The organism is Streptomyces polyasparticus, assembly GCF_014493765.1.
GTDB lineage: Bacteria > Actinomycetota > Actinomycetes > Streptomycetales > Streptomycetaceae > Streptomyces > Streptomyces polyasparticus.
This window is the reverse complement of the sequence record NZ_JACTVJ010000005.1, coordinates 262,438-283,552: the sequence shown is the minus strand read 5'-3', so window position 1 is coordinate 283,552 and position 21,115 is coordinate 262,438. Positions and strand designations below refer to the sequence as shown.

Here is a 21,115-nt window from a genome sequence, read left to right as displayed (position 1 = left end):
CCGCTGACCGTCAGGCCGCATGGCCCCCGTCCACCGCGAACTCCGCCCCCGTGACGTACGAGGCCTCATCGCTCGCCAAGTACCGCACCATGGAGGCGATTTCGGCCGTCGTCCCGTAGCGGCCGAGTGCCGTCATCGCCGCCTGCGGCTCCGCGTACGGGCCGTCGGCCGGGTTCATGTCGGTGTCGACGGGGCCGGGGTGAACCACGTTCGCCGTGACACCACGCCCGCCCAACTCGCGTGCCAGCGCCTTGGTCAGCCCGGTCATCGCCGCCTTGCTCATCGCGTACAGCGTCCCGCCGGGACCCGGCACCCGCTGTGCCATGCAGCTGCCGATCGTGATGATCCGCCCGCCTCGGCCGAGCCGGACCGCGGCGGCCTGGGTGGTGAGATATGTGGCGCGGATGTTGATGTCGATCAGCTGCTGCACCGTCTCGAGTGACAGCTCTTCCATCGGTGCGATCGCGCCGACACCCGCGTTGTTGACCAGGATGTCCAGCCGTCCGAACGCCGCGCAGGTTTCCTCGACGGCTCCGACCGCCGCCGCCGGATCCGCCGCGTCGGCCCGTACCGCGAGCCCGCGCCGGCCGGTCGCCTCGATCTTGGCGACCACCTCGCGGGCGGCCTCCTCGCCGCGCACATACGTGATCGCCACATCGGCACCCGCCTCGGCGAGCGCCATCGCGATCGCCGCACCGATACCGCGGCTGCCGCCGGTCACAAGCGCCACCTTGCCGTTCATGTCCATCTCCTCCGTATCGCCCAACTGGTAACGCGTTCAATCAAACCCGTCGCGGCCCTCGTGCACTGGCGGTGATCGGACATCGACTCCACGGCGGGGACCAGGCAACAGCAGCCGCCCTGTGACCGCCCGGCGGGCGACCGCAAGGGTGGCGACCGCCCTGTGAGATCCCCCTACCGGCAGCGATCTTGCGCCGCTACCGTGGGCGCGCCCCTGTGAGAGCCGCCGTTGTCTCCACTTCCCCCGAGCCGCTGGAGACCTGGACCCTTGTCGACCCTCACCGCGACGCCGGTCGCCGCACCCCGCCGCGCCTGGCTCACCGATCTGCCCCTGCTGCTCGTCGCCGTCTTCTGGGGCGCGAGCTATCTCGCCGCCAAGGGCATCACCACGACGCACACGGTCATCGCGGTGCTCGTGCTGCGCTTCGCACTCGTTCTTCCGGTCCTGGTCATCGCCGGGTGGCGCAGGCTGCGCGCCCTGCAGGCGGCCCAGTGGCGCGGCGCCGGGGTGCTCGGGCTGATCCTCGGCGGGATCTTCCTCCTGGAGACATACGGCGTCGTCCATACGTCGGCGACCAACGCGGGCCTGATCATCAGCCTCACCATGATCTTCACGCCGCTCGCCGAGGCGGCGGTCACGCGGCGCCGCCCGTCCGGGGCCTTCGTCGGAGCCGCGGCCCTGTCGGTGCTCGGGGTCGTCCTGCTCACGCAGGGCGGCGGGTTCACCGCGCCCTCGCTCGGCGACCTCCTGATCCTGCTCGCCGCCGTGGCCCGTACCGTGCACGTCCTCGCGATGTCCCGTATCCGCGCGGTCCAGGACGCCGACTCGCTCTCCCTCACCACGGTCCAACTCGGCACGGCGGTCCTGCTCTTCGCGCTGCTCGCCGCGGCCGGTACCGGTGCCTCGCCGTGGTCCGCGGCCGTGGACTTCGGTCCGCGCGAATGGGCGGGCCTGGCCTTCCTGTCGGTCTTCTGCACGCTCTTCGCGTTCTTCGTCCAGATGTGGGCCGTCCGCAAGACCTCCCCGTCCCGCGTGAGCCTGCTGCTCGGCACGGAGCCGTTGTGGGCGGCGGCGGTCGGCATCTCCCTGGGCGGTGAACGGCCGGGCGCGCTGGGGTATGTGGGGGCGGTGCTGGTTCTGGTGGGTACGGCGTGGGGGCGGCAGGCCGTACCGGAGCGACGGGACGACGCGCCCCGCACGCGACGTACCGGCTCCGCCGCGGAGCAGCGCGAGCGATCCGAACCTGCAAGGACCTGACCGCCCTGCGGGAACCACCGCACCCGCCGCGCGCATCGTTCAAGGGACGGCTCACGGGGGAGGGTGCGGTGGACGCCGACTACGAGCGGTTCCGGGAGAGGGCCCGTTGGTGGCGCGACACGGGGCTTGTGCTGCTGGTCATGGCCGGCGGCTTGTGGCTGTGGGCCGGGGTGTCGGTCGTGACGTCCGTTCCCGGGGTCTTCGGGCGGTGCACGGACGGCGACTTCTCCGCGGCGCGGGACTGCGATGCCGACGCGATCGGGCTGCCGCTGCTGCTGCTCGTCCTCAGCCTGCCCCTCGCCGTGGGCGGCGCCATGCTGTTCGCCACGTTCGCGCAGCGCCTCGTCCTGCGGGAGCATCTCGTCACGCGGCACGAGCCCGAGGACGTCTGACGCTCATACGGTGGCCATGCGGGCAGCGGCACTGGTCACCCCGACGCAGAGACCAGACCCGTCTCGTACGCGATGATCACCAGCTGGACGCGATCCCGGGCCGAGAGCTTCGCGAGGAGGCGGGCCACGTGCGCCTTTGCCGTGGCGATGCTGATGAAGAGCTCGGCGGCGATCTCGGCGTTGGACAGGCCGCGGCCGACCAGCGTGAGCACCTCGCGCTCACGCTCCGTGACGCCGGCCAACTCCCGCTGCGGTCGCGCCTGCCGCGGGCGGGACGCGAACTCGGCGATCAAGCGGCCCGTGACGCTCGGCGCGATCAGACCGTCCCCACCGGCGACGACCCGGACCGCGTCGAGGATCGCGTCCAGCTCCATGTCCTTGACCAGGAACCCGGACGCCCCGGCCCGCAGCGAGCCGTAGACGTACTCGTCGTCGTCGAAGGTCGTCAGCATCAGGACCCGGGTGGCCGGGTGCGCGGCGGTGATACGGCCGGTGGCCTCGATGCCGTCCATGCCCGGCATCCGGATGTCCATCACGACCACGTCGGGCGCCAGTTCGGCCGTCAGACGGACCGCGTCCGCGCCCGTGCCCGCCTCGCCGGCCACCTCGATGTCCGGTGCGTCGGCGATCAGGACGCGCAGACCGCTGCGGACCAGCGGCTGGTCGTCGGCGAGCAGTACGCGGACGGTGGTCATCGTTCCTCCGTGGAGCAGGAGAGCGGGCCGGGTGGAACCGGAAGCCGGGCCGACACCCGGAAGCCGCCCTCGGGACGGGGGCCCGCCTCGAACGAGCCGCCGAGCAGGGCGACCCGCTCCCGCATCCCCACGATTCCGTACCCTTCGTCGGCGAGCACCGCGCCGCGGCCCTTGTCGGTGACGGTGACGGCGAGCGCGTCGACGCCGTAGTCGAGGCTCACCTCGCAGGCCGGGATCCCCGCGTGCCGTACGACGTTGGTCACCGCCTCCTGCACGATGCGGTACGCCGAGAGCTCCAACTCCGGGGCGAGCGCGCGTTGTTCACCGGTGCGCCGCAGCTCCACCCATACCCCCGCGTCCCCCGCCGCCGCGACGAGCCGGTCGAGGTCGGCGAGTGCGGGAGCCGGTTCCAGCGGGGCGCCCTCCGACTGGCGCAGCGCGCCCAGCATCCGGCGCAGCCCGGAGAGCGTCTCGCGGCTGGTCGACTCGATCGCGCCCAGTGCGTTACGGGCTTCGGCGGGCTGGGTGTCGATGACGCGGCGGCCCACCCCGGCCTGGATCGCGATGATGCCGATGCTGTGCGCCACCATGTCGTGCAACTCGCGCGCGATCCGCAGCCGTTCGGCCGTCACCGCCTGCGCGGCCGCCTGCTCGCGCAGGGCGTGGGCGTGCCGGCTGCGCTCGGCCACCGAGTGGCCGACGAGCCAGGCCGTGGCGAGCGCCAGGATCAGTGTCAGGACCGTGCTCACGGTGTTGTCGGCGCCCGAGCGGTAATACGGGACGGCGGCGATCTGCGTGCACAGGGCGAGCGCCGCCGCCACCACACCCGTGCGCCGGGAGCGTGCGGCCGCGACGTACCCCACCACGAGATCGGTGAACAGCGCCTGCAGATAGGCGATCTGCCAGCCCTGCGGCCAGTCGGGATAGACGTCCCTGGCCAGCACCGTCGCCGCGAACGAGCCGGTCACGAGCAGCACGAGCGCGGGCAGGGGACGGCGCAGGACCAGCGGGACGAGCAGGACCGCGAGCAGCGCGGACGGGAGCAGACGGGCACCCGTGAGCTCCGGTTCGTTGATCGCGGCGATCGCGAGCAGCACCGGGTAGACGACCCCCGCACACCAGGCAAGGACCTCGACGGCCACCGGGCGCCGGGCCCGCAGGGCGGCAGGGCTCGGCGGGGTGCCGCTCATGCGGTGCCGGGTGAGGGGGTGGCGCTCATGCCGCGATCATAGGCAGGCCGTATCCCGGCGGGCATCGGCCCGTGGGCGTACGCCCACGGGCTACCCGGCCGGGGCGAATGTGCCCGGTGGCCCGATGCCGGGCGGGGCGCCGCTCGGCGACCTTGGTCCCGTGATTGAAGTCAGAGAACTCTCGAAGCGCTACGGCACGACCACCGCCGTCCGCGCCCTGTCCTTCACCGTCCGGCCGGGGCACGTCACCGGCTTCCTAGGCCCGAACGGCGCCGGCAAGACCACCACCCTGCGCATGCTCCTCGGCCTGAACACCCCCACGGCGGGCACGGCCACGATCGACGGCCGTGACTTCGGTGCGGTGGACCGGGGACTGCGCCACGTCGGCGCGCTCCTGGACGCACAGGACGTACACGGCGGCCGCACCGCCCGCGCCCATCTGTCCGCCGTCGCCGCGAGCAACGGCATCCCGCGCGGCCGGGTCCGCGACGTGCTCGACGAGGTGGGCCTCGCGGACGTGGCGGGCCGCCGGATCGGCGGCTTCTCGCTCGGCATGAAGCAGCGCCTGGGCATCGCCGGCGCCCTGCTCGGCGACCCGCCGGTGCTGATCTTCGACGAACCCCTCAACGGCCTCGACCCCGAGGGCGTCCAGTGGCTGCGCGCCCTGCTGCGCCGCCTCGCCGCCGAAGGCCGTACGGTCTTCGTCTCCAGCCACCAGATGTCCGAAATGGAGCTGTGCGCCGAGCAGTTGATCGTGATCGGCCGCGGGGAGCTGATCGCCGCCGAGAGCCTTACGGAGTTCGCGGCCCGCGGCACACGTCAGGGCGTACGGGTGCGGGCCCGCGCGGCCGAACGGCTGGCCCGGGCGCTGCGCGCCGAGGGAGCCGAGGTGCTGTCCGGCGAAGAAGCCCTGACCGTGACGGGCATGGACGCCGAGCGCATCGGCGATCTCGCCCTCCTGTACGAGGTCGCCCTCGCCGAACTCACCCCGCTGACCGCCTCGCTGGAGCAGGCCTTCATGGAACTGACCGCCGACAGCGTCGACTACGCCACGACGCCGCGTACCGGGGAGGAAACCCGATGACGACCACCCTGCCCGCCGCGACCGCCCGTACCGGCGTCGTGGCCGCCCCCGCCCGCTTCCGTCATCTCCTCGCCGCGGAGTGGATCAAGTTCTGGTCCCTGCGCTCCACTTACTGGGTGCTGGGCGTGGGAGCACTCACCGTCGTCGGCATCAACGCCAACTCGGCCCGCTCCAACGCGGACCGGCTCTCCGAGCAGGCCGCCCAGCCGCCGGACGGTCTCGGGCCCGACCCGGCGTTCGCCTTCGACGCGATGCACACCGCCTTCCTCGACCCGGCCTGGCAGATCCTGATGATCGTGGCGTGCAGCGTCGGTGCGATCGCCGTGTTCGGCGAGTACACGAGCGGCCTCGTCCGTACGACGTTCACGGCCGTCCCCGACCGGCGCGGCGTGATCCTCGCGAAGGTCGCCGTGGTCGGTGCGGTGACGACCGCCGTCGGAGTGGTGGTCGCGGGGGCTTCGTTCGGTCTGACACAGGCGTGGCTGCGGGACCACGGGGGAGTGTCGATCGCCGACTCGGGCGCGCTGCGCGCGGTCGCCGCCTCCGCGCTGCTCGCCCCGCTCAGCGCGCTGATCGGCATGGCCATCGGCGCCGTCGTACGGCATGCCGCGGGCAGCATCGTCGGCGCGATCGTGACGCTGCTCCTGCTGCCCGCACTGTTCCAGGGCGAGACGTATCGCTGGGTCGCGGAGATCGGCAACGCGATGCCGCTCAGCGCCTGGGAGGCCTTGACGGGGACGCACTGGGGACCGGGGAAGTACCCGGTGAGCGTCACCGAGGCGTGGGTGGTGTTCGGCGCGTGGGCGCTCGGGGCGGCGCTGACCGCGGTGGAGGCGGTGCGGCGCAGGGACGTATGAGCCGGCGGGCGCGCGGTTCGCCGGCGTCCTCGTCCCTGCGTCGGCAGACCTCACTCCGCGGTGAGCCGGACCTCCCGCCCCTGCCACCGTCGCCGCAGCCACCGGTCGTGGCTCGCCACGACGACGGCGCCCGGGCCGGGGCCGAGCGCCTCCTCCAGCTCGTCGCAGAGCACGGGCGAGAGGTGGTTGGTGGGCTCGTCGAGGAGCAGGAGGCGGGGCGGGCGGGCCACGAGCAGGGCCAGCGCGAGGCGTCGGCGCTGGCCCACGGACAGCCGGCCGACCGGTCTGCCCAGGTCCGCCGCGGCCAGGAGTCCCAGCGAGGACAGGGGCACCTCTTCGGCGCGCCGCAGGCCCAACTCCCTTACGTAGATGTCCTGAGCGCTGCGGTCGGGCCGCTCGAACACCGTGTCCTGCGTGAGCAGCCCGACCGTCAGGCCCGGCCGCCGCCGCACCTCGCCCTCGGCGGCGAGCTGTCCGGCGAGTACGGCGAGCAGCGTGGACTTGCCCGTCCCGTTGCCACCCGTGACGAGCAGCCGGTCCGTCACCCCCACGTCGAGGCCGACGACCGCGAGCCGGCCGGGGACGCGCACAGCGGTCAGCGACACGAGGGGGGCGCCGGGAGAATTATCAGGCGAGCTCGACGAGTTCGCCGGGTTCGCCGACTCCGCCGCGCTCTCCGCACGGGCCCCGGCAGCCCCCTCCCGACCGGCCGTCGGCGCCCTCTGCTCCCCCTGCTCCCCGTCCACCTGCACCACCAGCCCCGCCCCTACCGACTCCCCGCCCAGGAACCGCAGCGGACGCGGCGGCCGCCCGACCTGGGTGCGCTCCAGCTCCTCCAGCCTGCGCGCCGCATTGCGCACCCGGCGCGCGATCTGGCTCTGCACCCGTCCGGCCCGATGCCCGTACCCCATCTTCTCGTTGTCCCTCGGGCCCCGGTCCGGCGCGACCCGCCGGGCGGTCACCCCGGTCGCGTGCCGCAGCCGTTCCAGCTCCTCCTGCTCCTCGGCGAACTGCTGCTCCCAGCGCGCCCGTTCGGCCCGTTTCTCGGCCGCATACGCGCTGTACGCACCGCCGAAGCGGACAGGACCGTCCACCGCCGGATCGAGGTCGACCAGATCGGTGCAGACGGCGTCGAGGAACGCCCGGTCGTGGCCGGCGACGACCACGGCCCCGGGCAGCGCCCGCAGCTGTTCCTCGAGGAAGGCGGCCGCGGAGTCGTCCAGATGGTTCGTCGGCTCGTCGAGCAGCAGCGCGGAAGGGCGCCGCACCAGGAGCGCGGCCAGGGCGAGCCGCCCGCGCTGCCCGCCGGAGAGCGAGCCGAGGGTGCGCCCGTGGTCGAGCCCGCCGAGCCCGAGTCCGTCGAGCACCAGGGCCGCGCGGCGGTCCGCGTCCCAGGACTCGCGCTCCTCGGCCTGTTCGAGGCGCCGGCCGTATGTGCCGAGGAGCGCGGGATCCTGCGGGGACAGGGCCAGTTCCGCGCCGAGCCGCTCCAGCTCGGCGAGGTCCTCGCGCGCCTCGCGCAGGGCCTCGTCGAGGACCGCGGTGATGCGGGTGCCGCTCTCGTACGGCAGTTCCTGGTGCAGGAAGCCGAGGTCGGCGGGACGTGTGACGCTGCCGGAGTCGGGCTCGTCGGCCCCCGCGAGCAGCCGCAGGAGAGTCGACTTGCCGGCACCGTTCTCGCCGATCAGGCCGATGCGGCGGCCGGGCGACGCGGTCAGGGAGATGCCGTCGAGGACGCGTCGTCCGCCGAGGGTGCGGACGAGGTCGTGGGCGAGCAGGGCGGGTTGAGGCATGGGGAACCGTCCGATGGGAGAGGGGAACGGCCCGCCGGGCACGAGGCCACGGACGCGGGCCACCGCACACACCGACGGTTCACATCCCGGGAGCCCCCGTTTCCGTGAGCGTTCCGTCGGCCAGACGCAGCCAGCGGTTCACACCGATCGCGGCGAGGAAACGCTCGTCGTGGCTGATCACCAGGAACGCGCCCTGGTACGAGGTGAGCGCGCTCTCCAGCTGGCCCACGCTGACCAGGTCCAGGTTGTTGGTCGGCTCGTCGAGCAGCAGCAACTGCGGCGCGGGCTCGGCGCACAGCACGCAAGCGAGCGTGGCGCGCAGCCGCTCGCCGCCGGAGAGCGCACCGACCGGCAGATGGGCTCCCGCGCCGCGGAAGAGGAAGCGGGCGAGGAGGTTCATCCGCTCGGCGGGCGGCCGCTCCGGGGCGAACGCGGCGAAGTTCTCCGCCACCGTGAGGTCCGTATCGAGGAGGTCGAGCCGCTGGGAGAGATAGGCGATCCGGCCGTCGCTCCGCTTGATCTCCCCGCGCTCCGGGGCGAGTTCGCCGGTGATCAGCCGCATCAGGGTGGTCTTGCCCGCACCGTTGGGCCCCGTGAGCGCGATCCGCTCCGGCCCCCGTACGGTCAGATCCAGACCTTCCTGCGCGAACACGTCCTCGTCCCCGAGCCGGGCCTGCATCCCCTCGCCCAGGAAGAGCGTGCGGCCCGCGGGCACCTGGGTGTCGGGCAGATCGAGCACGAGGCGCTGCTCGTCCCGCAGCGCACGCCCGGCCTCGTCGAGGCGCGCCTTGGCCTCACCGACCCGGGACGCGTGCATCTGCCCGGCGCGCCCCGCGGACTCCTGCGCGCCGCGCTTCATGGTGCCCGCGAAGATGCGCGGCAGTCCGGCGCTCTTGAGGTTGCGGGCGGCGTTGCTCGCCCGCCGTTCGGCGCGTTCCCTGGCCTGCTGCAACTCCCGCTTCTCGCGCTTGAGTTCCTGTTCGGCGCTGCGCACGTTCTTCTCGGCGACCTCCTGCTCGGCCCGCACCGCTTCCTCGTACGCGGTGAAGTCGCCCCCGTACAGGCGCAGTTCGCCGCTGCCGAGTTCGGCGATACGGTCCATCCGGTCGAGCAGCGCGCGATCGTGGCTGACCAGGAGCAGGGTGCCGGAGAAGTCCCCGAGTACGTCGTGGAGCCGGTGGCGTGCCTCGGCGTCGAGGTTGTTGGTGGGCTCGTCGAGCAGGAGGACATCGGGGCGCTTGAGCAGCTGGGCGGCGAGGCCGAGCGAGACGATCTGCCCGCCGCTCAGTGTGCTCAGGCGGCGGTCGAGGGCGAGTCCGGTCAGGCCCAGGCGGTCGAGTTGGGCGCGGGTGCGCTCCTCGATGTCCCAGTCGTCGCCGATGGTGGTGAAGTGCTCCTCGGCCACGTCCCCGGACTCGACGGCGTCCAGGGCGCGGATCACGTCGGCGATGCCGAGCACCTCGGCGACGGTGAGGCTGCCCGTGAGGGGCAGGCTCTGCGGAAGGTAGCCGAGGGTGCCGCCGACGGACACCGAACCGGCGGTCGGCTTGAGTTCACCGGCGATCAGCTTGAGCAGGGTGGACTTGCCGGAGCCGTTCGGTGCCACGAGCCCGGTACGGCCGGGGGTGACGGTGAACGACAGGTCCTGGAAGGCCGGGGTGTCGTCCGGCCAGGCGAAGGAGAGCTGCGAGCAGACGACGGATGCGTCGGACATGGAGAGAAGACCTCATGCGGGGCACGGGCAGAAGACGGACCTCTGCCCTGGGCAGATGCGGGGAAAGGGGTACGACGAGACAGGCCCGCCTCGGCAGCGCTCCTGAGCGCCGGCCGGGGGCCGTCAGATCCGGATCTCACCCGGAGATGTCGTCGTCACCCGCCACGTCTGCCACTCCTCATCACACGGTCAACGTCTCCACGAGCGTAACAGCCGGGCGCGTGGCCCTGCCATGTATTTCGGGAGCACCGGTCAACTCCCGGAAAATTCACAGGAGTTCACCCTCCTTGACGTTGACACGTCAGGGTCTACGCGCGTCATCCTAAGGGGCATGCGAATCCCCCCACGTGTCACCGCAGCCCTGACCCTGACCACCGCGCTGCTCCTCGGCGCAGCGGCCCCCATGGCGACCGCCGCCCCCTCGGCCGTCGGCGACATCTGCTACTCGGCCCTGCCGAGCCAGGCCCACGACACCCTCGATCTGATCGAGTCCGGCGGGCCCTTCCCGTATCCGCAGGACGGCACGGTCTTCCAGAACCGCGAGGGCATCCTGCCGGGCCAGTCCACCGGCTACTACCACGAGTACACGGTGAAGACCCCCGGCTCCTCGACCCGCGGCGCCCGCCGCATCGTCACCGGCGAGGAGCACCAGGAGGACTACTACACCGCCGACCACTACGCGTCGTTCGACCTGGTGGACTACGCCTGCTGACCGCCTGCTGACCGCCTGCTGACCGCCCGGTGACGGCGGCCGGGAGCGCGACTCAGGACTTCGCGCTCTCGGCCGCCGCGAACAGGGCCAGGGCCAGGACGATGGCCGAGACACCGGCGTAGAGCTCCCAGCCGTCGAAGAGGCTCAGCTTCTGGATGAAGCCCCAGCGCGCCCAGCCGAACAGCTCGTGGACGACCGCTCCGGCGCCCTGTACCAGCAGGATGAATCCGAGGAAATGCAGCAGACCTTTCATGGGGACGAGCCTGCCGCCGAGCGCGGGGCGCGGGCATCGGCCGACGGGCGAGCGCCCGATGACCGAAGGTCGGCGCTGCGGCGACTTTGGTCTACGGCAGGCGCCGAGAGGCTCCTGAGGCACCGGTACCTGCGTAAATTGGTCGGCTATGAGCCGGACCAACAGCAGGCCGCAGCCCGCGGACGCACCCTCGCCGCGTGACTACCGCTGGCCCACCCTGCTGCCCTCGGCCGTCGCCGCCGAGTTCGACCCGGACCGCGCCGCGCGGGGCAGCGGCCGGCCGCGCAGGACCGTACGGGACTGGATCGTCGACTTCCTCTGCTTCCTCGTCGCCGTCGTCATCGGGATGATCGGCGCGGACGCCATCGGCAAGAACCCGAACGTCTCCGAGAACGTCGCCCACCTCGACCAGCTGATCGGCGCCGTCGCCTGCGCCACGGTCTGGCTGCGCCGCCGCTGGCCGGTCGGCCTCGCGATCGCGATGATCCCGGTGGGCGTGCTCTCGGACACCGCGGGCGGCGCCGCGGCGGTCGCCCTGTTCACGCTCGCCGTGCACCGCCCCTTCCGGTACGTGGCGTGGATCGGCGGCATCACCACCGCACTCGCCCCGGTCATCTATCTGCTGCGCCCCGACCCCGACATCCCGTACGGCGTGACCGTCGCGCTGTCCGTGATGCTCGGCCTGACCGTCGTGGCCTGGGGCATGTTCGTCCGCTCCCGGCGCCAGCTCCTGCTCTCCCTGCGCGACCGCGCCCTGCGGGCCGAGACCGAGGCCGGGCTGCGGGCGGAGCAGGCCCAGCGCCTCGCGCGCGAGGCCATCGCCCGCGAGATGCACGATGTGCTCGCCCACCGGCTCACCCTCCTGAGCGTGCACGCCGGAGCCCTGGAGTTCCGGCCCGACGCACCGCAGGCCGAGATCGCCCGGGCCGCCGGCGTCATCCGCGACAGCGCGCACGAGGCGCTGCAGGATCTGCGGGAGATCATCGGCGTGCTGCGCGCGGGCGAGCACGCTGAGGAGTCGGGACGCCCGCAGCCCACACTCACCGAGCTCGACCAGCTCGTCGCCGAATCCCGCGAGGCGGGGATGGCGGTCCGCCTCGACAACCGGGTCGACGACCCCAAGGCCGTGCCCGCCGCCACCGGCCGCAACGCCTACCGCATCGCGCAGGAAGCTCTGACCAACGCCCGTAAGCACGCACCCGGCGCCGAAGTGGCCATCAGTGTGACCGGCAGCCCGGGCCAGGGCCTCACCCTCGACATCCACAACCCCGCGCCGACCGGCGAGGTGCCTCATGTCCCCGGCTCGGGCCAGGGACTGATCGGCCTCACCGAGCGGGCCGCCCTCGCCGGCGGCCGTCTCGACCACGGCGAGGAGGCGGACGGCGGCTTCCGGGTCCACGCGTGGCTGCCGTGGCAGGAGCGGTCGACTGCCCGGCCGTGAACGACCGAGCTTGTTCACTCGGTGGATACGGCTTTGCTCATGCTCCCGGCTGCCCGCTACGGCAGGACCAGGCTGGAGCACGGGTGCCCGTAGCCGCGGCAGGAGCGCCGAACCACCCACCACGGTCCGGCTACGGACGCACCGACCGCCAGATCCGGTCCGGCAACTCCCGTACCGCCTCGTCCAGATCGATGTCCACGAAGGTGTGCGTCAGCGACCGCCGCGCCGTCTCGATGACCGGCCCGAGCACCAGGATCTCCAGGAGCGGCGCCGGCAGCGGCGCGATCTCCCCGGCCTCGATCCGCGGCGCCATCCACGCGGCGATCCGCCCGAACTTCTCGTCCTTCAGAGCCCTGATCTCCTCGGCGTGCGCGGCCAGATGACCCGAGTACGACGAGGCGTGCAGGAACAGCGCGGCGTCCCGATGCTCCTGGATGAAACGCAGATACGTGCGCACCAGCGCCTGGATCCCGGTGCGCGTGGTGCGCGTACGGTACAGCGCGTCGATCATCTCGTCGCAGACCTGCGCCATGCAGCGGCAGTACAGCGCGGCCGCCAGACCGCCGAAGCTGCCGAAATGGTGGTAGAGACTGCCGAGGCTCACCCCGCTCGCCGACGTGACGGCGCCCACCGTGAAGCCTTCCTGCCCGCGCTCGGCGTACACGCGCAGGGCGCTGGTCAGGAGGTGCTCCACGGTGGCCGCGCCACGCTGCTGCTTGGGGGACATCGGCCTGCTCAGCCGCCGTCCGGTGCCGCGCCGAACGCGGCGGCCAGGTAGGGCGGGTCGTCCGTATACGGGTCCGGCGGCCTCACATGCAGCTCGGACACGAACAACCGGCCCTTCACGTACCGGTATTCAGTCGTGTCCTTCGTGAAATACCGCTGCACGGAGGCTCCTTCGGACGACGGCGGCACGCTCAGATACACGGTCTCCTTGAACGTCCGCGGATCGATCTTGATCACCTGCCCGGGGCTGCCGGCCATCGGCAGCCGGTAGGCGAGCAGGTCCCGGCCGTCCATGCGCAGGATCTGCAGCGTGGCCTTGCCGCCGGAGTCGGCCTTCTGGCCGGTGGCCTTCCCGGTTTCCAGGTCGTACGCGACGATCTCGTTCGCGGACTCCGAGTCGTTCTTCACGGTGCGGCTCTTGGTCGTCACGTACAGCCGGTCGTTCCCGACGGCGATACCGTCGCACCGGACGTACACCAGAACAGAGCAGGCGTTGAGGGTCCGCTCCGGATCCACGGAGATCTTGCTGCGCAGCGTGCCCTTGCGCCCGTCGATCGAGAAGTAGTCCGTCACCCTCCCGCCCATGATGCCCGCGATGACCAGGGGCTCTGACGACACGATCTGTGCGAAGTCCAGGTTCTTCGGCAGGTCGTACGTGGAGCGGGGCTTGCCGGAGCCGTGCAGGAGCTGGACCCGTGCGTGGGAGTTGTCCTCCTGTCCGCAGTTCTGCAGGGCCACGAGGTCCTCGCCGCTTCCGTACGCCATGTCGTAGCAGGGCTCCGTCGGGCGCGGCTCCCACAGGAGCTTGCCGCTGTCGAGGGCGAAGGCGGCGCCGCCCTCGTCGCCGGCCACGGCCACCTTGCCCGCGCCGAGACCGATCTGCCGGAAGGGGATCTTGGCGCCGGACCGTTCGACGCTCGCCTTCCACAGCAGCAAGCCGGCGTTCAGGTCGAGCGCGGCGATCTCGGTGCACGGCGTGGCCTTGCCGTCCGTGCCCGGCATCCCGTCCCGGTGGAGAACGCCGGTGCGCCCGTCGTCCAAGTACTGCGTATAGCCGCACACTTCGCCGCCCAGGGCGATCTCCCACACCTGCCGGCCGCTCTTCAGGTCGTAGCCGGCGATCGTGCCGAGACCGCTCTTCACATACGTCTCCGCGGTCACCCACGAGCCGGGTACGGAGTGGAACGCGCCCTTGCCGACCTTGGGGTCCGGCACATGGAAGAGCAGGTCCGCCTTTCTGCTCGCGGGCTTCTCCGTGCCGGGCGCGTCGTATCGAGGGCCCTCCTGCTTGCCGTCGGCAGCCGACCCGTCGTCACCTCCCGCGACCCCGAGCCAGATCCCGCCGCCCGCGAGCAGCGCGAGCGCGACCACGGCCGCGAGGATCCACCGCAGGCGGCTCCGGGGCGGGCGGCGGCCCGGAGCGGGGGTGGGCGGAGTGGGAGGGCCGGGCGGCGTGGGCGGGTTGGCGAGAAAGGGGGGAGGAGTGACAGGAGGTCCGAACCCCGGGGGCGGGGGTGGGGGAGTGGGCTGGGTCATTTCGCACCTCCATAGGACAGCAGCTGCGCCTGTTCCCGTACGTCGTCGCTGCTGGACTGCGCGATCGGAAGGTAGAAGGTGTCCTTGCCCGCGATGCCACCGGGGCAGTTCTGCACACCGCGCTCCGGAGGCCCGCTCATCGGGGTGCTCCTGCCTCGAACGCCGCTGCCAGATAAGGCGGTTCGGTCGCCGAGTACGGCTGCCTGATATACAGCTCCGCCAGGAAGAGCCGACCGCTCGTGTACCGGATCTCCACCTTGTCCGAGGCGAAGTGCCGCTGTACGGGGGCTCCTTCACTGTCCGGCGGCACGCTCAGGAACACCTCCTGCTCGAAGGTCCGCCCGTCGATCCGCACCACCTGCCCCGGGCTGCCGTGCAGCGGCGTCCGGTACGCGAGCACGTCCCGGCCGTCCATGCGCAGCGGGAACAGCATGGCCTTGCCGCCCGAGTCGGCCCGCTGCCCGGTGGCCTTCCCGGTTTCCAGGTCGTACGAGACGATCTCGTTCACCGACTCGGATGCGCCGGTCTTCGCCCGGGGCGCGGTCGCGAGATAGAGCCGGTCGTTGCCGACCGCGAGCGAGGAGCACTCGGTCTGGGCCTCCATCCGGCAACCGCTCTTCGTCCGTGCCGGATCCACCGCGATCTTGCTGCGCAGGGTGCCCTTGCGCCGGTCGATCGCGAAGTAGTCCGTGACCGCCATCTTGTCGTTGAACCCCGCCACGACCAGGGGGTCCGAGGACACGATCTTCGCGAAGGCGAGGCCGCGCGGCAGGTCGTACGTGAAGCGGGGCTTGGCGCCCCGGCCCAGGTGCTGCAGGCGGATCCGCTCGTTGCCCTCCTGGCCGCAGTGCTGCAGCGCGACCAGGTCCTCGCCGCTCCCGTACGCCATGTCGTAGCAGGGTTCCGTGGGCTTCGGCTCCCACAGGAGATCGCCGCCGGCGAGGTCGAACGCGGCCCCGCCGTTGTCCCCGGCGACGGCCACCTTCCCCGCGGCCATCCCGACCTGATGGAAGGCGATCTTGGTGCCCGAGCGCCGCACGCTGCCGCGCCACAGGAGCATGCCGGCGTTCAGATCGAGCGCCGCGACCTCCGTGCACGGCTTGACCTTGCCGTCCTCGCCCGGCAGCGCGTCCTGGAAGAGGATCCCGGTCCGGCCCTCGTCCACGTGCTGCGTATAGCCGCAGATCTGGCCGCCGAGCGCGATCTCCCACAGCTGGCGGCCGCTCTTCAGGTCGTACGCGACCACCTTGCCGACGCCGGTCTTCACATACGCCTCGTCGGTGACCCAGGAGCCGGGAGCGGGGTGGAAGTCGCTCTTGCCGACCTTCGGATCGGCCACGGAGAAGAGTAGACCGGCCTTCGTGTCGGCCGGCTTCTTCTCGGTGCCGGGCGCGTCGAACCGTACGTCCTGCTGCTTGCCGTCGGCAGCCGACCCGTCGTCACCTCCCGCGACCCCGAGCCAGATCCCGCCGCCCGCGAGCAGCGCGAGCGCGACCACGGCAGCGAGGATCCACCTGAGGCGGCTGAGGGGCGGGCGGGGGTCCGGTCCGGGTGGCGGAGGTGGTGCGGCGAGGAAGGGCGGGGGCGTCACCGGGGGCCCGAATCCTGGCGGCGGGGTGACCGGCGGGCCGAACCCGGACGGCGAAGTCTCCGGCGGGCCGAACCCCGGCGGCGGAGGCGGCTGGCTCATGAGGCATTCCCGTAGGACAGCAGTCGTGCCTGTTCACCCGTGTCCTCGCCGGACAGCAGGCTGCTCGCCAGGAAGAACCGGCCGCCGCGGTAGGCGTACTCGCCCGCCATCGCCTCGTATTCGAGCGGCTGGGCCGTCTTGCCGAACTGCAGCACCGTCGTGGGCTTGCCGCCCTTCGGCCCGATCCGCACGATCCGGCCGGGCACCTCCGAGGTGCCCTTCACATACGCGATCAGCGAGGAACCCTCGGCCGCGACCGGCAGGTACTCCCGCTTTCCTTCCGGCACCGAGGCCCACTTCACCTTGCCGCTCTTCAGGTCGAACGCGACGATCCGCGTCGGGCCGAGCGCTTCGGGGTCCGCCGACTTGGTGGCCAGGTAGAAGGTGTTCTTGCCGGCGACGCCGCCGGGGCAGTTCTGTGTGCCGCGCCCCGAGTCACCGGCGCCCGCGCAGACATCGAACTTGAACTTGCCGCCGTTCAGCGACGACCGCAGCTTGCCCTTGCCGTCGAGGGCGATCACCGACCAGTTGAACTGGTCGTCGGACGCGTGGACGGACACCACGAGCGGGTCCACGGAGTAGACCTTGCCGAACTTCCAGGGCATGACCTTCTTGGTCTTCCTGTCCTTCAGCTGGTAACGCCATCTGATCTTGCCGGACTTGGGGTCGACCTCCTTGATCTGCCCGATCACGTCCTTCTTGCCCATGCACCAGTCGAGGACCAGGAGCTTGGGGCCGCCTGCGACGTCATTCGGGTGGCAGCCGCCGGTCTTCTCCTCGCCGAGCTTGAACAGGGGCTTGCCGTCGGAGACTTGGTAGGCGTCGGCCGTCATGTTGCGGCCCACCGTCACCGTGTTCCCCGTGATGGCCAGGTGGATGATGATCGTGCTGTCCTCGGAGCCCTTCTCGTCGAGCTTCTTGCGCCAGCCTCCCGCACCCTTCTTCAGATCGATCATCTGCAGGTGGTTGCAGGTGCCCTCGGACTTGCCGGGATCGCGGTACGCGACGACCACCCTGCCGTCCGGCGTGGGGTTCACCGGGGTGTCGCAGACCGCGGCGGGCAGCGGAATGCTCCAGGCCTTGGTGCCGTCGGCGACCTTGTACGCGGTCACCTCCCGGTACAGGGTCTGGATGACGAGGCCGTCGACGAACCACAGGTCGTGGACCAGGGTGTTGTCGCCCGGCAGATCCTGCTCGTTCTTCGCGTACCAGGCCTTGGCTTCCCCCTTCGCCAGGCCCGCGTTGATGTCCTGGGGCAGCGCGGGACCTGTCGGTTTCTGCCGGCCCGGTGTGGCCGACGCGGACGGCTTCTTCGGGTCCCCCGCCTCAGTACGGGCCTTCTTGTCGCCCTTGTCGCCGCCGAGCGCGTACACCCCGGACCCGACGAGCAGCAGCGCCGCGCAGGCCGCGGCGGCCACGAGCACGGTGCGGCGCTCCCAGCGCGGCAGCCGCGAGGCCAAGGGGCGCTTCGGCCGGCTGTTGCTGTGCGAGAACTGCGACAGCGGCTGTGCGTCCGGACTGCGCTCCGGAGGCTGCGGCGGCTGGCTCATGGATCGGTCCCCCACGTGGTCAACTCCCCGTTTCTGGAAGCAATTTCCAGAAATCTGTTCTGGTCGACGGTCAGGGTAGCGATCTCCGGCGGCCCAGGTGGGGTGTTCGCCAGGGGATACCGTGGGCTCCATGAACGTGATCCGTCTGCTCCTTGTCGACGACGACCCCCTGGTCCGCGCCGGGCTCTCCTTCATGCTCGGCGGCAGCGAGGACATCGAGATCGTCGGCGAAGCGGCGGACGGCAGCGAGGTCGCGGACCTCGTGGACCGCACCCGCCCCGATGTGGTCCTGATGGACATCCGGATGCCCGAGGTCGACGGTCTCGCCGCCACCGAGCAGCTGCGGGCCCGTCCGGACGCACCCGAGGTCGTGGTGCTCACCACGTTCCACGCCGATGAGCAGGTGCTACGGGCGCTGCGCGCGGGCGCCGCCGGTTTCGTGCTCAAGGACACCGCGCCCGCCGAGATCGTCGCGGCCGTACGCAGGGTCGCGGCGGGCGAGCCGGTGCTCTCGCCCGCGGTCACCCGGCAGCTGATCACGCGGGCGGCGAGCCCGGACGCGTACGGCGGACGGCGGCAGAAAGCCCGTGAACGGATCCTGGAGCTGGCCGAACGGGAGCGGGAAGTGGCCGTCGCGGTCGGGCAGGGCAAGGCCAACGCGGAGATCGCCGCGGAGCTCTTCATGAGCGTGGCCACGGTCAAGGCCCACGTCAGCCGCATCCTCACCAAGCTGGACCTGAACAACCGCGTACAGATCGCGCTGCTCGCCCATGACGCGGGGCTGCTGGGCGACGACTGACGGACGGCGGCGGGTCCGGCTGACGGCCGGCACCGCGTCGGCACCCGGCGTGAAACGCTCGGTACGCCGGGGTGCGGTGCGCCAGGCGGCCCGGCAGTATCGGCGCATGGGGACTCAACCGCGCATCGTGGAGCGGACCGAGCAGCCGTTCGTCGGCGTACGGGGCCGCGTGACCTGGTCGACCTTCGGTCTGATCGCCGACCGGCTGCCCGAGATCGTCGGCCTGCTCGCCGAGCGGGGCATCGCACCGGCCGACGGGCCCTTCTTCAAGTACGAGCTGATCGACCCCTCCGACATGGAGCGCGAGCTCCACGTGGTGGCCGGCGTACCCGTCGACGAACGGGTCCGTATTCCGTCCGCCGATGTGTTCGCGGGCACCCTGCCCGCAGGGCAGTACGCCACGGTCCACCACGTCGGCCACCCCGACAAACTCCTCGGCGTCGCCGCGTCCCTGCTCAAATGGGGCCACGCCAAGGGCCTGAAGTGGGACATGGCCCGCACCGACGAGGGCGAGGTGTGGGGCTGCCGCCTTGAGAGCTATCACACGGACCCGCGTCTGGAGCCGGACCTGGAGAAGTGGGAGACAGAGCTGTCGTTCCGGCTCGCGGACTGACGCTCATCCCTCCGTGGTCAGCCGCCACGCCGTGACCGCGAGCCGGGCCCGCACCAGGCCGCCCGGTTCGGCCAGTCCGATGCCCAGGGACTTCCCGATCTGCTCGATGCGCCGGGCCACGCTGCTGTGGTGCAGATGGAGCACCTCGGCGGCCCGGCGCAGCGAGGCCGTGTCGAGGTAGGCGTCCAGCGTGGCGAGGTCCTCCGGATCGGCGGCGAGGGCGGCGACGGCGGTCACGTCGGCGTTCGCGAGCAGGGCGTCCCGCGGTGTCTCGGCGAGCAGGGCCAGGGCGCCCAACGCGGCGTACTCCACGACGGGCCGGTCCGCGGTGGTGAACCGCAGTGCGCTGCGGGCCTGCCGCCAGGACAGCTCGGGGCCCACGGCGGCGCCGACTCCCGCCCGTACGTCCGAAGGCAGTCCGGATGTGTCCACGCCGGTGGCGAGCAGCACTCCCGCGTCCGCGAGCGGCGCCGCCTTGACCTGGCCCGCGGGGCAGATGAGCGCGCCGACCCGGTCGAGCGGGAGCCGGGTCCGCACGGCGACCGCGCGGACCGGCCGCCCGGCGGGGAATCCAAGGAGGCGCAAGGCCCGCGCCCGAGCCGCGTCATCGCTGTCGGCGCTGATCACCAGCTCGACGAGTGCGGGGTCGGCCATGGTCGTACGGGCCGGACCGTAGCGCTCGACGACGGCGGCGACGGCGAGCGCGAGCCGCTCCAGGAGCACGGGGTCGAGCAGGGCGGGCGACCCCGGGCGCTCCAGCCACACCGTGCCGATCTCCTCCTCGTCGAGGACGACCGGCAGTGCGGAGGACGGGGCCGAGGGCGGCGTGGTGGCAGCGCGGCCGTCGGCCGCCATACGGAACGTGCGCCCCGTGCCGCCGAGCCGGATCCCGGCCACGCACTGCGCGAGCCCGGCCGAGGCCCGGGCGAGCGCGGGAAGGTCCACGCGGCGCCGCATGAGCGTGTCGTAGAACAGCACGACACGGACCACCTCCTCGGCCCGCGCGTCGAGCCGGGACAGATGTACCGCCAGCGCCTCCATGCGGGGAGCATACGATCCCGTTCTCGCGGGCGGCACCGACGAACGGCGCGCAACAGGCGCCGGACGAACGACAGTTGGCGGAAGATCGGGCGGCCGATGACCATGAGGATGGTCGTCATGCATCCCGAACTCGAAGCCTTCATCCCGTTCTTCCCACGGCTCGACCTGAGCGACCCGGACGCCGAGCGCAAGAACTTCGCCGCGACCGCCGCCGCGAAGCCGCCGCCGGACACCACCGGACTCGACGTGGAGGACCGCACGGTGCCCGCCGAACCGGCCGTGCCCGTACGGATCTACCGGCCGCACGACACCCACGGCGGCGCAGTCGTCTGGCTGCACGGCGGCGCGTTCGTCATGGGCGACCTGGACACCGAGCACCCGTGGGCCACCCGGGTCGCACAGGACTCCGGGGCGACCGTGATCTCGGTGGGCTACCGCAGGGCGCCCGAGCACCCGTTCCCCGCCGCCCTCGACGACGCGTACGCGGTGCTGACGTGGGCCGCCGGGAACGCGGCGGCACTCGGCATCGACCCGGAGCGGATCGCCGTCGCGGGACACAGCGCCGGCGGCTGCATCGCGGCCGCGACGACGCTGAAGGCGCGCGACGAGAACGGCCCCCGTATCTGCTTCCAACTCCTCAACGAAGCCGGGCTCGACGACCGCCAGGACACCTGGTCGCAGCGGAACTTCACCGACACCCCGTGGATGACCCGCGAGGTCATCGCCCACTCGTGGCGGCACTACCTGGGCGGCGCCCCCGCCACGCCGTACGCGGCCCCCGCACGGGCCGCCGATCTGTCCGGGCTGCCCCCGGCCCATATCGCCACCGCCGAGTTCGACCCGAACCGCGACGAGGACATCGCCTACGCGCTGCGCCTGCTCCAGGCCGGTGTCTCCGTCGAACTGCACCAGTGGCCCGGCACCTTCCACGGCTCGCAGGCCATCACCTCCGCGGAGATCTCGCAGCGGCAGATCGAATCCCTGGGCACGGCCCTGCGCCGCGCCCTCACCCAGTGAAAGGCCACCCACC

The 21,115-nt window shown here is 72.0% G+C and carries 21 protein-coding genes; 9 read left to right on the top strand and 12 right to left on the bottom strand.

Annotated features, from left to right (window positions below):
• Nucleotides 1–10: 10 nt before the first annotated feature.
• Nucleotides 11–742 carry an SDR family oxidoreductase gene (locus H9Y04_RS09695; protein WP_187813329.1) on the bottom strand — a complete coding sequence of 244 codons (732 nt, stop codon included), beginning with the start codon at nt 740–742 and terminating at the stop codon, nt 11–13.
• A 267-nt stretch (nt 743–1,009) separates the two neighbouring features.
• Between H9Y04_RS09695 and H9Y04_RS09690 the strand changes: the two genes are divergently transcribed.
• Both H9Y04_RS09690 and H9Y04_RS09685 read left to right on the top strand, forming a co-directional pair.
• A complete protein-coding gene (locus H9Y04_RS09690; protein WP_187813328.1) occupies nt 1,010–1,999 on the top strand; it encodes a DMT family transporter in 990 nt (329 codons plus the stop codon).
• A gap of 68 nt (nt 2,000–2,067) precedes the next feature.
• Nucleotides 2,068–2,391: a hypothetical protein gene (locus H9Y04_RS09685; protein ID WP_187813327.1), complete on the top strand. Its 324-nt coding sequence runs from the start codon at nt 2,068–2,070 to the stop codon at nt 2,389–2,391.
• A gap of 35 nt (nt 2,392–2,426) precedes the next feature.
• Here H9Y04_RS09685 and H9Y04_RS09680 read toward each other — a convergent pair whose 3' ends face one another.
• Both H9Y04_RS09680 and H9Y04_RS09675 read right to left on the bottom strand, forming a co-directional pair.
• The gene (locus tag H9Y04_RS09680; RefSeq protein WP_187813326.1) at nt 2,427–3,086 is read right to left on the bottom strand and encodes a response regulator; all 660 of its coding nucleotides are present in this window, start codon (nt 3,084–3,086) and stop codon (nt 2,427–2,429) included.
• Nucleotides 3,083–4,276 carry a sensor histidine kinase gene (locus H9Y04_RS09675; protein ID WP_187813325.1) on the bottom strand — a complete coding sequence of 398 codons (1,194 nt, stop codon included), beginning with the start codon at nt 4,274–4,276 and terminating at the stop codon, nt 3,083–3,085. The genes H9Y04_RS09680 and H9Y04_RS09675 overlap by 4 nt, the downstream gene beginning before the upstream one ends.
• Nucleotides 4,277–4,436: 160 nt before the next feature.
• On the opposite strand from H9Y04_RS09675, the gene H9Y04_RS09670 reads away from it, so the two are divergent.
• A complete protein-coding gene (locus tag H9Y04_RS09670) occupies nt 4,437–5,360 on the top strand; it encodes an ABC transporter ATP-binding protein (RefSeq protein WP_187813324.1) in 924 nt (307 codons plus the stop codon).
• On the top strand, nt 5,357–6,217 hold the full coding sequence (locus H9Y04_RS09665; protein ID WP_187813323.1) for an ABC transporter permease: 861 nt from the start codon (nt 5,357–5,359) through the stop codon (nt 6,215–6,217). The genes H9Y04_RS09670 and H9Y04_RS09665 overlap by 4 nt, the downstream gene beginning before the upstream one ends.
• 50 nt (nt 6,218–6,267) lie before the next feature.
• On the opposite strand, the gene H9Y04_RS09660 is transcribed toward H9Y04_RS09665, so the two are convergent.
• Together H9Y04_RS09660 and abc-f are read right to left on the bottom strand one after the other, a co-directional pair.
• Nucleotides 6,268–8,010: an ABC-F family ATP-binding cassette domain-containing protein gene (locus H9Y04_RS09660; RefSeq protein WP_187813322.1), complete on the bottom strand. Its 1,743-nt coding sequence runs from the start codon at nt 8,008–8,010 to the stop codon at nt 6,268–6,270.
• Between the two features lie 79 nt (nt 8,011–8,089).
• The gene (gene abc-f, locus H9Y04_RS09655) at nt 8,090–9,724 is read right to left on the bottom strand and encodes a ribosomal protection-like ABC-F family protein (RefSeq protein ID WP_187813321.1); all 1,635 of its coding nucleotides are present in this window, start codon (nt 9,722–9,724) and stop codon (nt 8,090–8,092) included.
• Nucleotides 9,725–10,055: 331 nt separating this feature from the next.
• Between abc-f and H9Y04_RS09650 the strand changes: the two genes are divergently transcribed.
• Nucleotides 10,056–10,436, top strand: coding sequence for a guanyl-specific ribonuclease (locus H9Y04_RS09650; RefSeq protein WP_187813320.1), 381 nt, complete (start codon nt 10,056–10,058; stop codon nt 10,434–10,436).
• Nucleotides 10,437–10,488: 52 nt separating this feature from the next.
• On the opposite strand, the gene H9Y04_RS09645 is transcribed toward H9Y04_RS09650, so the two are convergent.
• The gene (locus H9Y04_RS09645) at nt 10,489–10,689 is read right to left on the bottom strand and encodes a hypothetical protein (protein WP_187813319.1); all 201 of its coding nucleotides are present in this window, start codon (nt 10,687–10,689) and stop codon (nt 10,489–10,491) included.
• A 148-nt stretch (nt 10,690–10,837) separates the two neighbouring features.
• On the opposite strand from H9Y04_RS09645, the gene H9Y04_RS09640 reads away from it, so the two are divergent.
• Nucleotides 10,838–12,130, top strand: a complete 1,293-nt coding sequence (locus H9Y04_RS09640; RefSeq protein WP_187813318.1) for a sensor histidine kinase — start codon at nt 10,838–10,840, stop codon at nt 12,128–12,130.
• Between the two features lie 130 nt (nt 12,131–12,260).
• On the opposite strand, the gene H9Y04_RS09635 is transcribed toward H9Y04_RS09640, so the two are convergent.
• The 5 genes from H9Y04_RS09635 to H9Y04_RS09615 all read right to left on the bottom strand — a co-directional run bounded on the left by H9Y04_RS09635 (nt 12,261) and on the right by H9Y04_RS09615 (nt 17,632).
• Complete coding sequence (locus H9Y04_RS09635) at nt 12,261–12,857, bottom strand: TetR/AcrR family transcriptional regulator (RefSeq protein WP_187813317.1); 597 nt, start codon at nt 12,855–12,857, stop codon at nt 12,261–12,263.
• 8 nt (nt 12,858–12,865) lie between these two features.
• The gene (locus H9Y04_RS09630) at nt 12,866–14,227 is read right to left on the bottom strand and encodes an outer membrane protein assembly factor BamB family protein (RefSeq protein ID WP_187813316.1); all 1,362 of its coding nucleotides are present in this window, start codon (nt 14,225–14,227) and stop codon (nt 12,866–12,868) included.
• A gap of 161 nt (nt 14,228–14,388) precedes the next feature.
• Complete coding sequence (locus H9Y04_RS09625) at nt 14,389–14,532, bottom strand: hypothetical protein (protein ID WP_187813315.1); 144 nt, start codon at nt 14,530–14,532, stop codon at nt 14,389–14,391.
• Nucleotides 14,529–16,082 carry an outer membrane protein assembly factor BamB family protein gene (locus tag H9Y04_RS09620; protein WP_187813314.1) on the bottom strand — a complete coding sequence of 518 codons (1,554 nt, stop codon included), beginning with the start codon at nt 16,080–16,082 and terminating at the stop codon, nt 14,529–14,531. The genes H9Y04_RS09625 and H9Y04_RS09620 overlap by 4 nt, the downstream gene beginning before the upstream one ends.
• Nucleotides 16,079–17,632 (bottom strand): outer membrane protein assembly factor BamB family protein, encoded by a 1,554-nt coding sequence (locus H9Y04_RS09615; protein WP_187813313.1) that lies wholly within the window; start codon nt 17,630–17,632, stop codon nt 16,079–16,081. The genes H9Y04_RS09620 and H9Y04_RS09615 overlap by 4 nt, the downstream gene beginning before the upstream one ends.
• Nucleotides 17,633–17,762: 130 nt before the next feature.
• On the opposite strand from H9Y04_RS09615, the gene H9Y04_RS09610 reads away from it, so the two are divergent.
• Entirely contained in the window at nt 17,763–18,431 is a 669-nt protein-coding gene (locus H9Y04_RS09610) for a response regulator (protein ID WP_187813312.1), read from the top strand.
• Nucleotides 18,432–18,537: 106 nt separating this feature from the next.
• Nucleotides 18,538–19,044, top strand: a complete 507-nt coding sequence (locus H9Y04_RS09605) for a GyrI-like domain-containing protein (protein ID WP_187813311.1) — start codon at nt 18,538–18,540, stop codon at nt 19,042–19,044.
• Between the two features lie 3 nt (nt 19,045–19,047).
• On the opposite strand, the gene H9Y04_RS09600 is transcribed toward H9Y04_RS09605, so the two are convergent.
• Nucleotides 19,048–20,085, bottom strand: a complete 1,038-nt coding sequence (locus H9Y04_RS09600) for a helix-turn-helix domain-containing protein (protein ID WP_187813310.1) — start codon at nt 20,083–20,085, stop codon at nt 19,048–19,050.
• Between the two features lie 117 nt (nt 20,086–20,202).
• Here H9Y04_RS09600 and H9Y04_RS09595 point away from each other — a divergent pair, with 117 nt between their 5' ends.
• Complete coding sequence (locus tag H9Y04_RS09595; RefSeq protein ID WP_187813309.1) at nt 20,203–21,102, top strand: alpha/beta hydrolase; 900 nt, start codon at nt 20,203–20,205, stop codon at nt 21,100–21,102.
• The last annotated feature ends 13 nt before the right edge of the window (nt 21,103–21,115 follow it).

Excerpts from the sequence above, each read along its gene's own strand:
- H9Y04_RS09695 (WP_187813329.1), bottom strand. The coding sequence starts at position 742 with ATGAACGGCAAGGTGGCGCTTGTGACCGGCGGCAGCCGCGGTATCGGT.
- H9Y04_RS09680 (WP_187813326.1), bottom strand. The coding sequence starts at position 3,086 with ATGACCACCGTCCGCGTACTGCTCGCCGACGACCAGCCGCTGGTCCGC.
- H9Y04_RS09675 (WP_187813325.1), bottom strand. The coding sequence starts at position 4,276 with ATGAGCGGCACCCCGCCGAGCCCTGCCGCCCTGCGGGCCCGGCGCCCG.
- H9Y04_RS09665 (WP_187813323.1), top strand. The coding sequence starts at position 5,357 with ATGACGACCACCCTGCCCGCCGCGACCGCCCGTACCGGCGTCGTGGCC.
- H9Y04_RS09660 (WP_187813322.1), bottom strand. The coding sequence starts at position 8,010 with ATGCCTCAACCCGCCCTGCTCGCCCACGACCTCGTCCGCACCCTCGGC.
- abc-f (WP_187813321.1), bottom strand. The coding sequence starts at position 9,724 with ATGTCCGACGCATCCGTCGTCTGCTCGCAGCTCTCCTTCGCCTGGCCG.
- H9Y04_RS09650 (WP_187813320.1), top strand. The coding sequence starts at position 10,056 with ATGCGAATCCCCCCACGTGTCACCGCAGCCCTGACCCTGACCACCGCG.
- H9Y04_RS09645 (WP_187813319.1), bottom strand. The coding sequence starts at position 10,689 with ATGAAAGGTCTGCTGCATTTCCTCGGATTCATCCTGCTGGTACAGGGC.
- H9Y04_RS09640 (WP_187813318.1), top strand. The coding sequence starts at position 10,838 with ATGAGCCGGACCAACAGCAGGCCGCAGCCCGCGGACGCACCCTCGCCG.
- H9Y04_RS09635 (WP_187813317.1), bottom strand. The coding sequence starts at position 12,857 with ATGTCCCCCAAGCAGCAGCGTGGCGCGGCCACCGTGGAGCACCTCCTG.
- H9Y04_RS09625 (WP_187813315.1), bottom strand. The coding sequence starts at position 14,532 with ATGAGCGGGCCTCCGGAGCGCGGTGTGCAGAACTGCCCCGGTGGCATC.
- H9Y04_RS09620 (WP_187813314.1), bottom strand. The coding sequence starts at position 16,082 with ATGAGCCAGCCGCCTCCGCCGCCGGGGTTCGGCCCGCCGGAGACTTCG.
- H9Y04_RS09615 (WP_187813313.1), bottom strand. The coding sequence starts at position 17,632 with ATGAGCCAGCCGCCGCAGCCTCCGGAGCGCAGTCCGGACGCACAGCCG.
- H9Y04_RS09610 (WP_187813312.1), top strand. The coding sequence starts at position 17,763 with ATGAACGTGATCCGTCTGCTCCTTGTCGACGACGACCCCCTGGTCCGC.
- H9Y04_RS09605 (WP_187813311.1), top strand. The coding sequence starts at position 18,538 with ATGGGGACTCAACCGCGCATCGTGGAGCGGACCGAGCAGCCGTTCGTC.
- H9Y04_RS09600 (WP_187813310.1), bottom strand. The coding sequence starts at position 20,085 with ATGGAGGCGCTGGCGGTACATCTGTCCCGGCTCGACGCGCGGGCCGAG.
- H9Y04_RS09595 (WP_187813309.1), top strand. The coding sequence starts at position 20,203 with ATGCATCCCGAACTCGAAGCCTTCATCCCGTTCTTCCCACGGCTCGAC.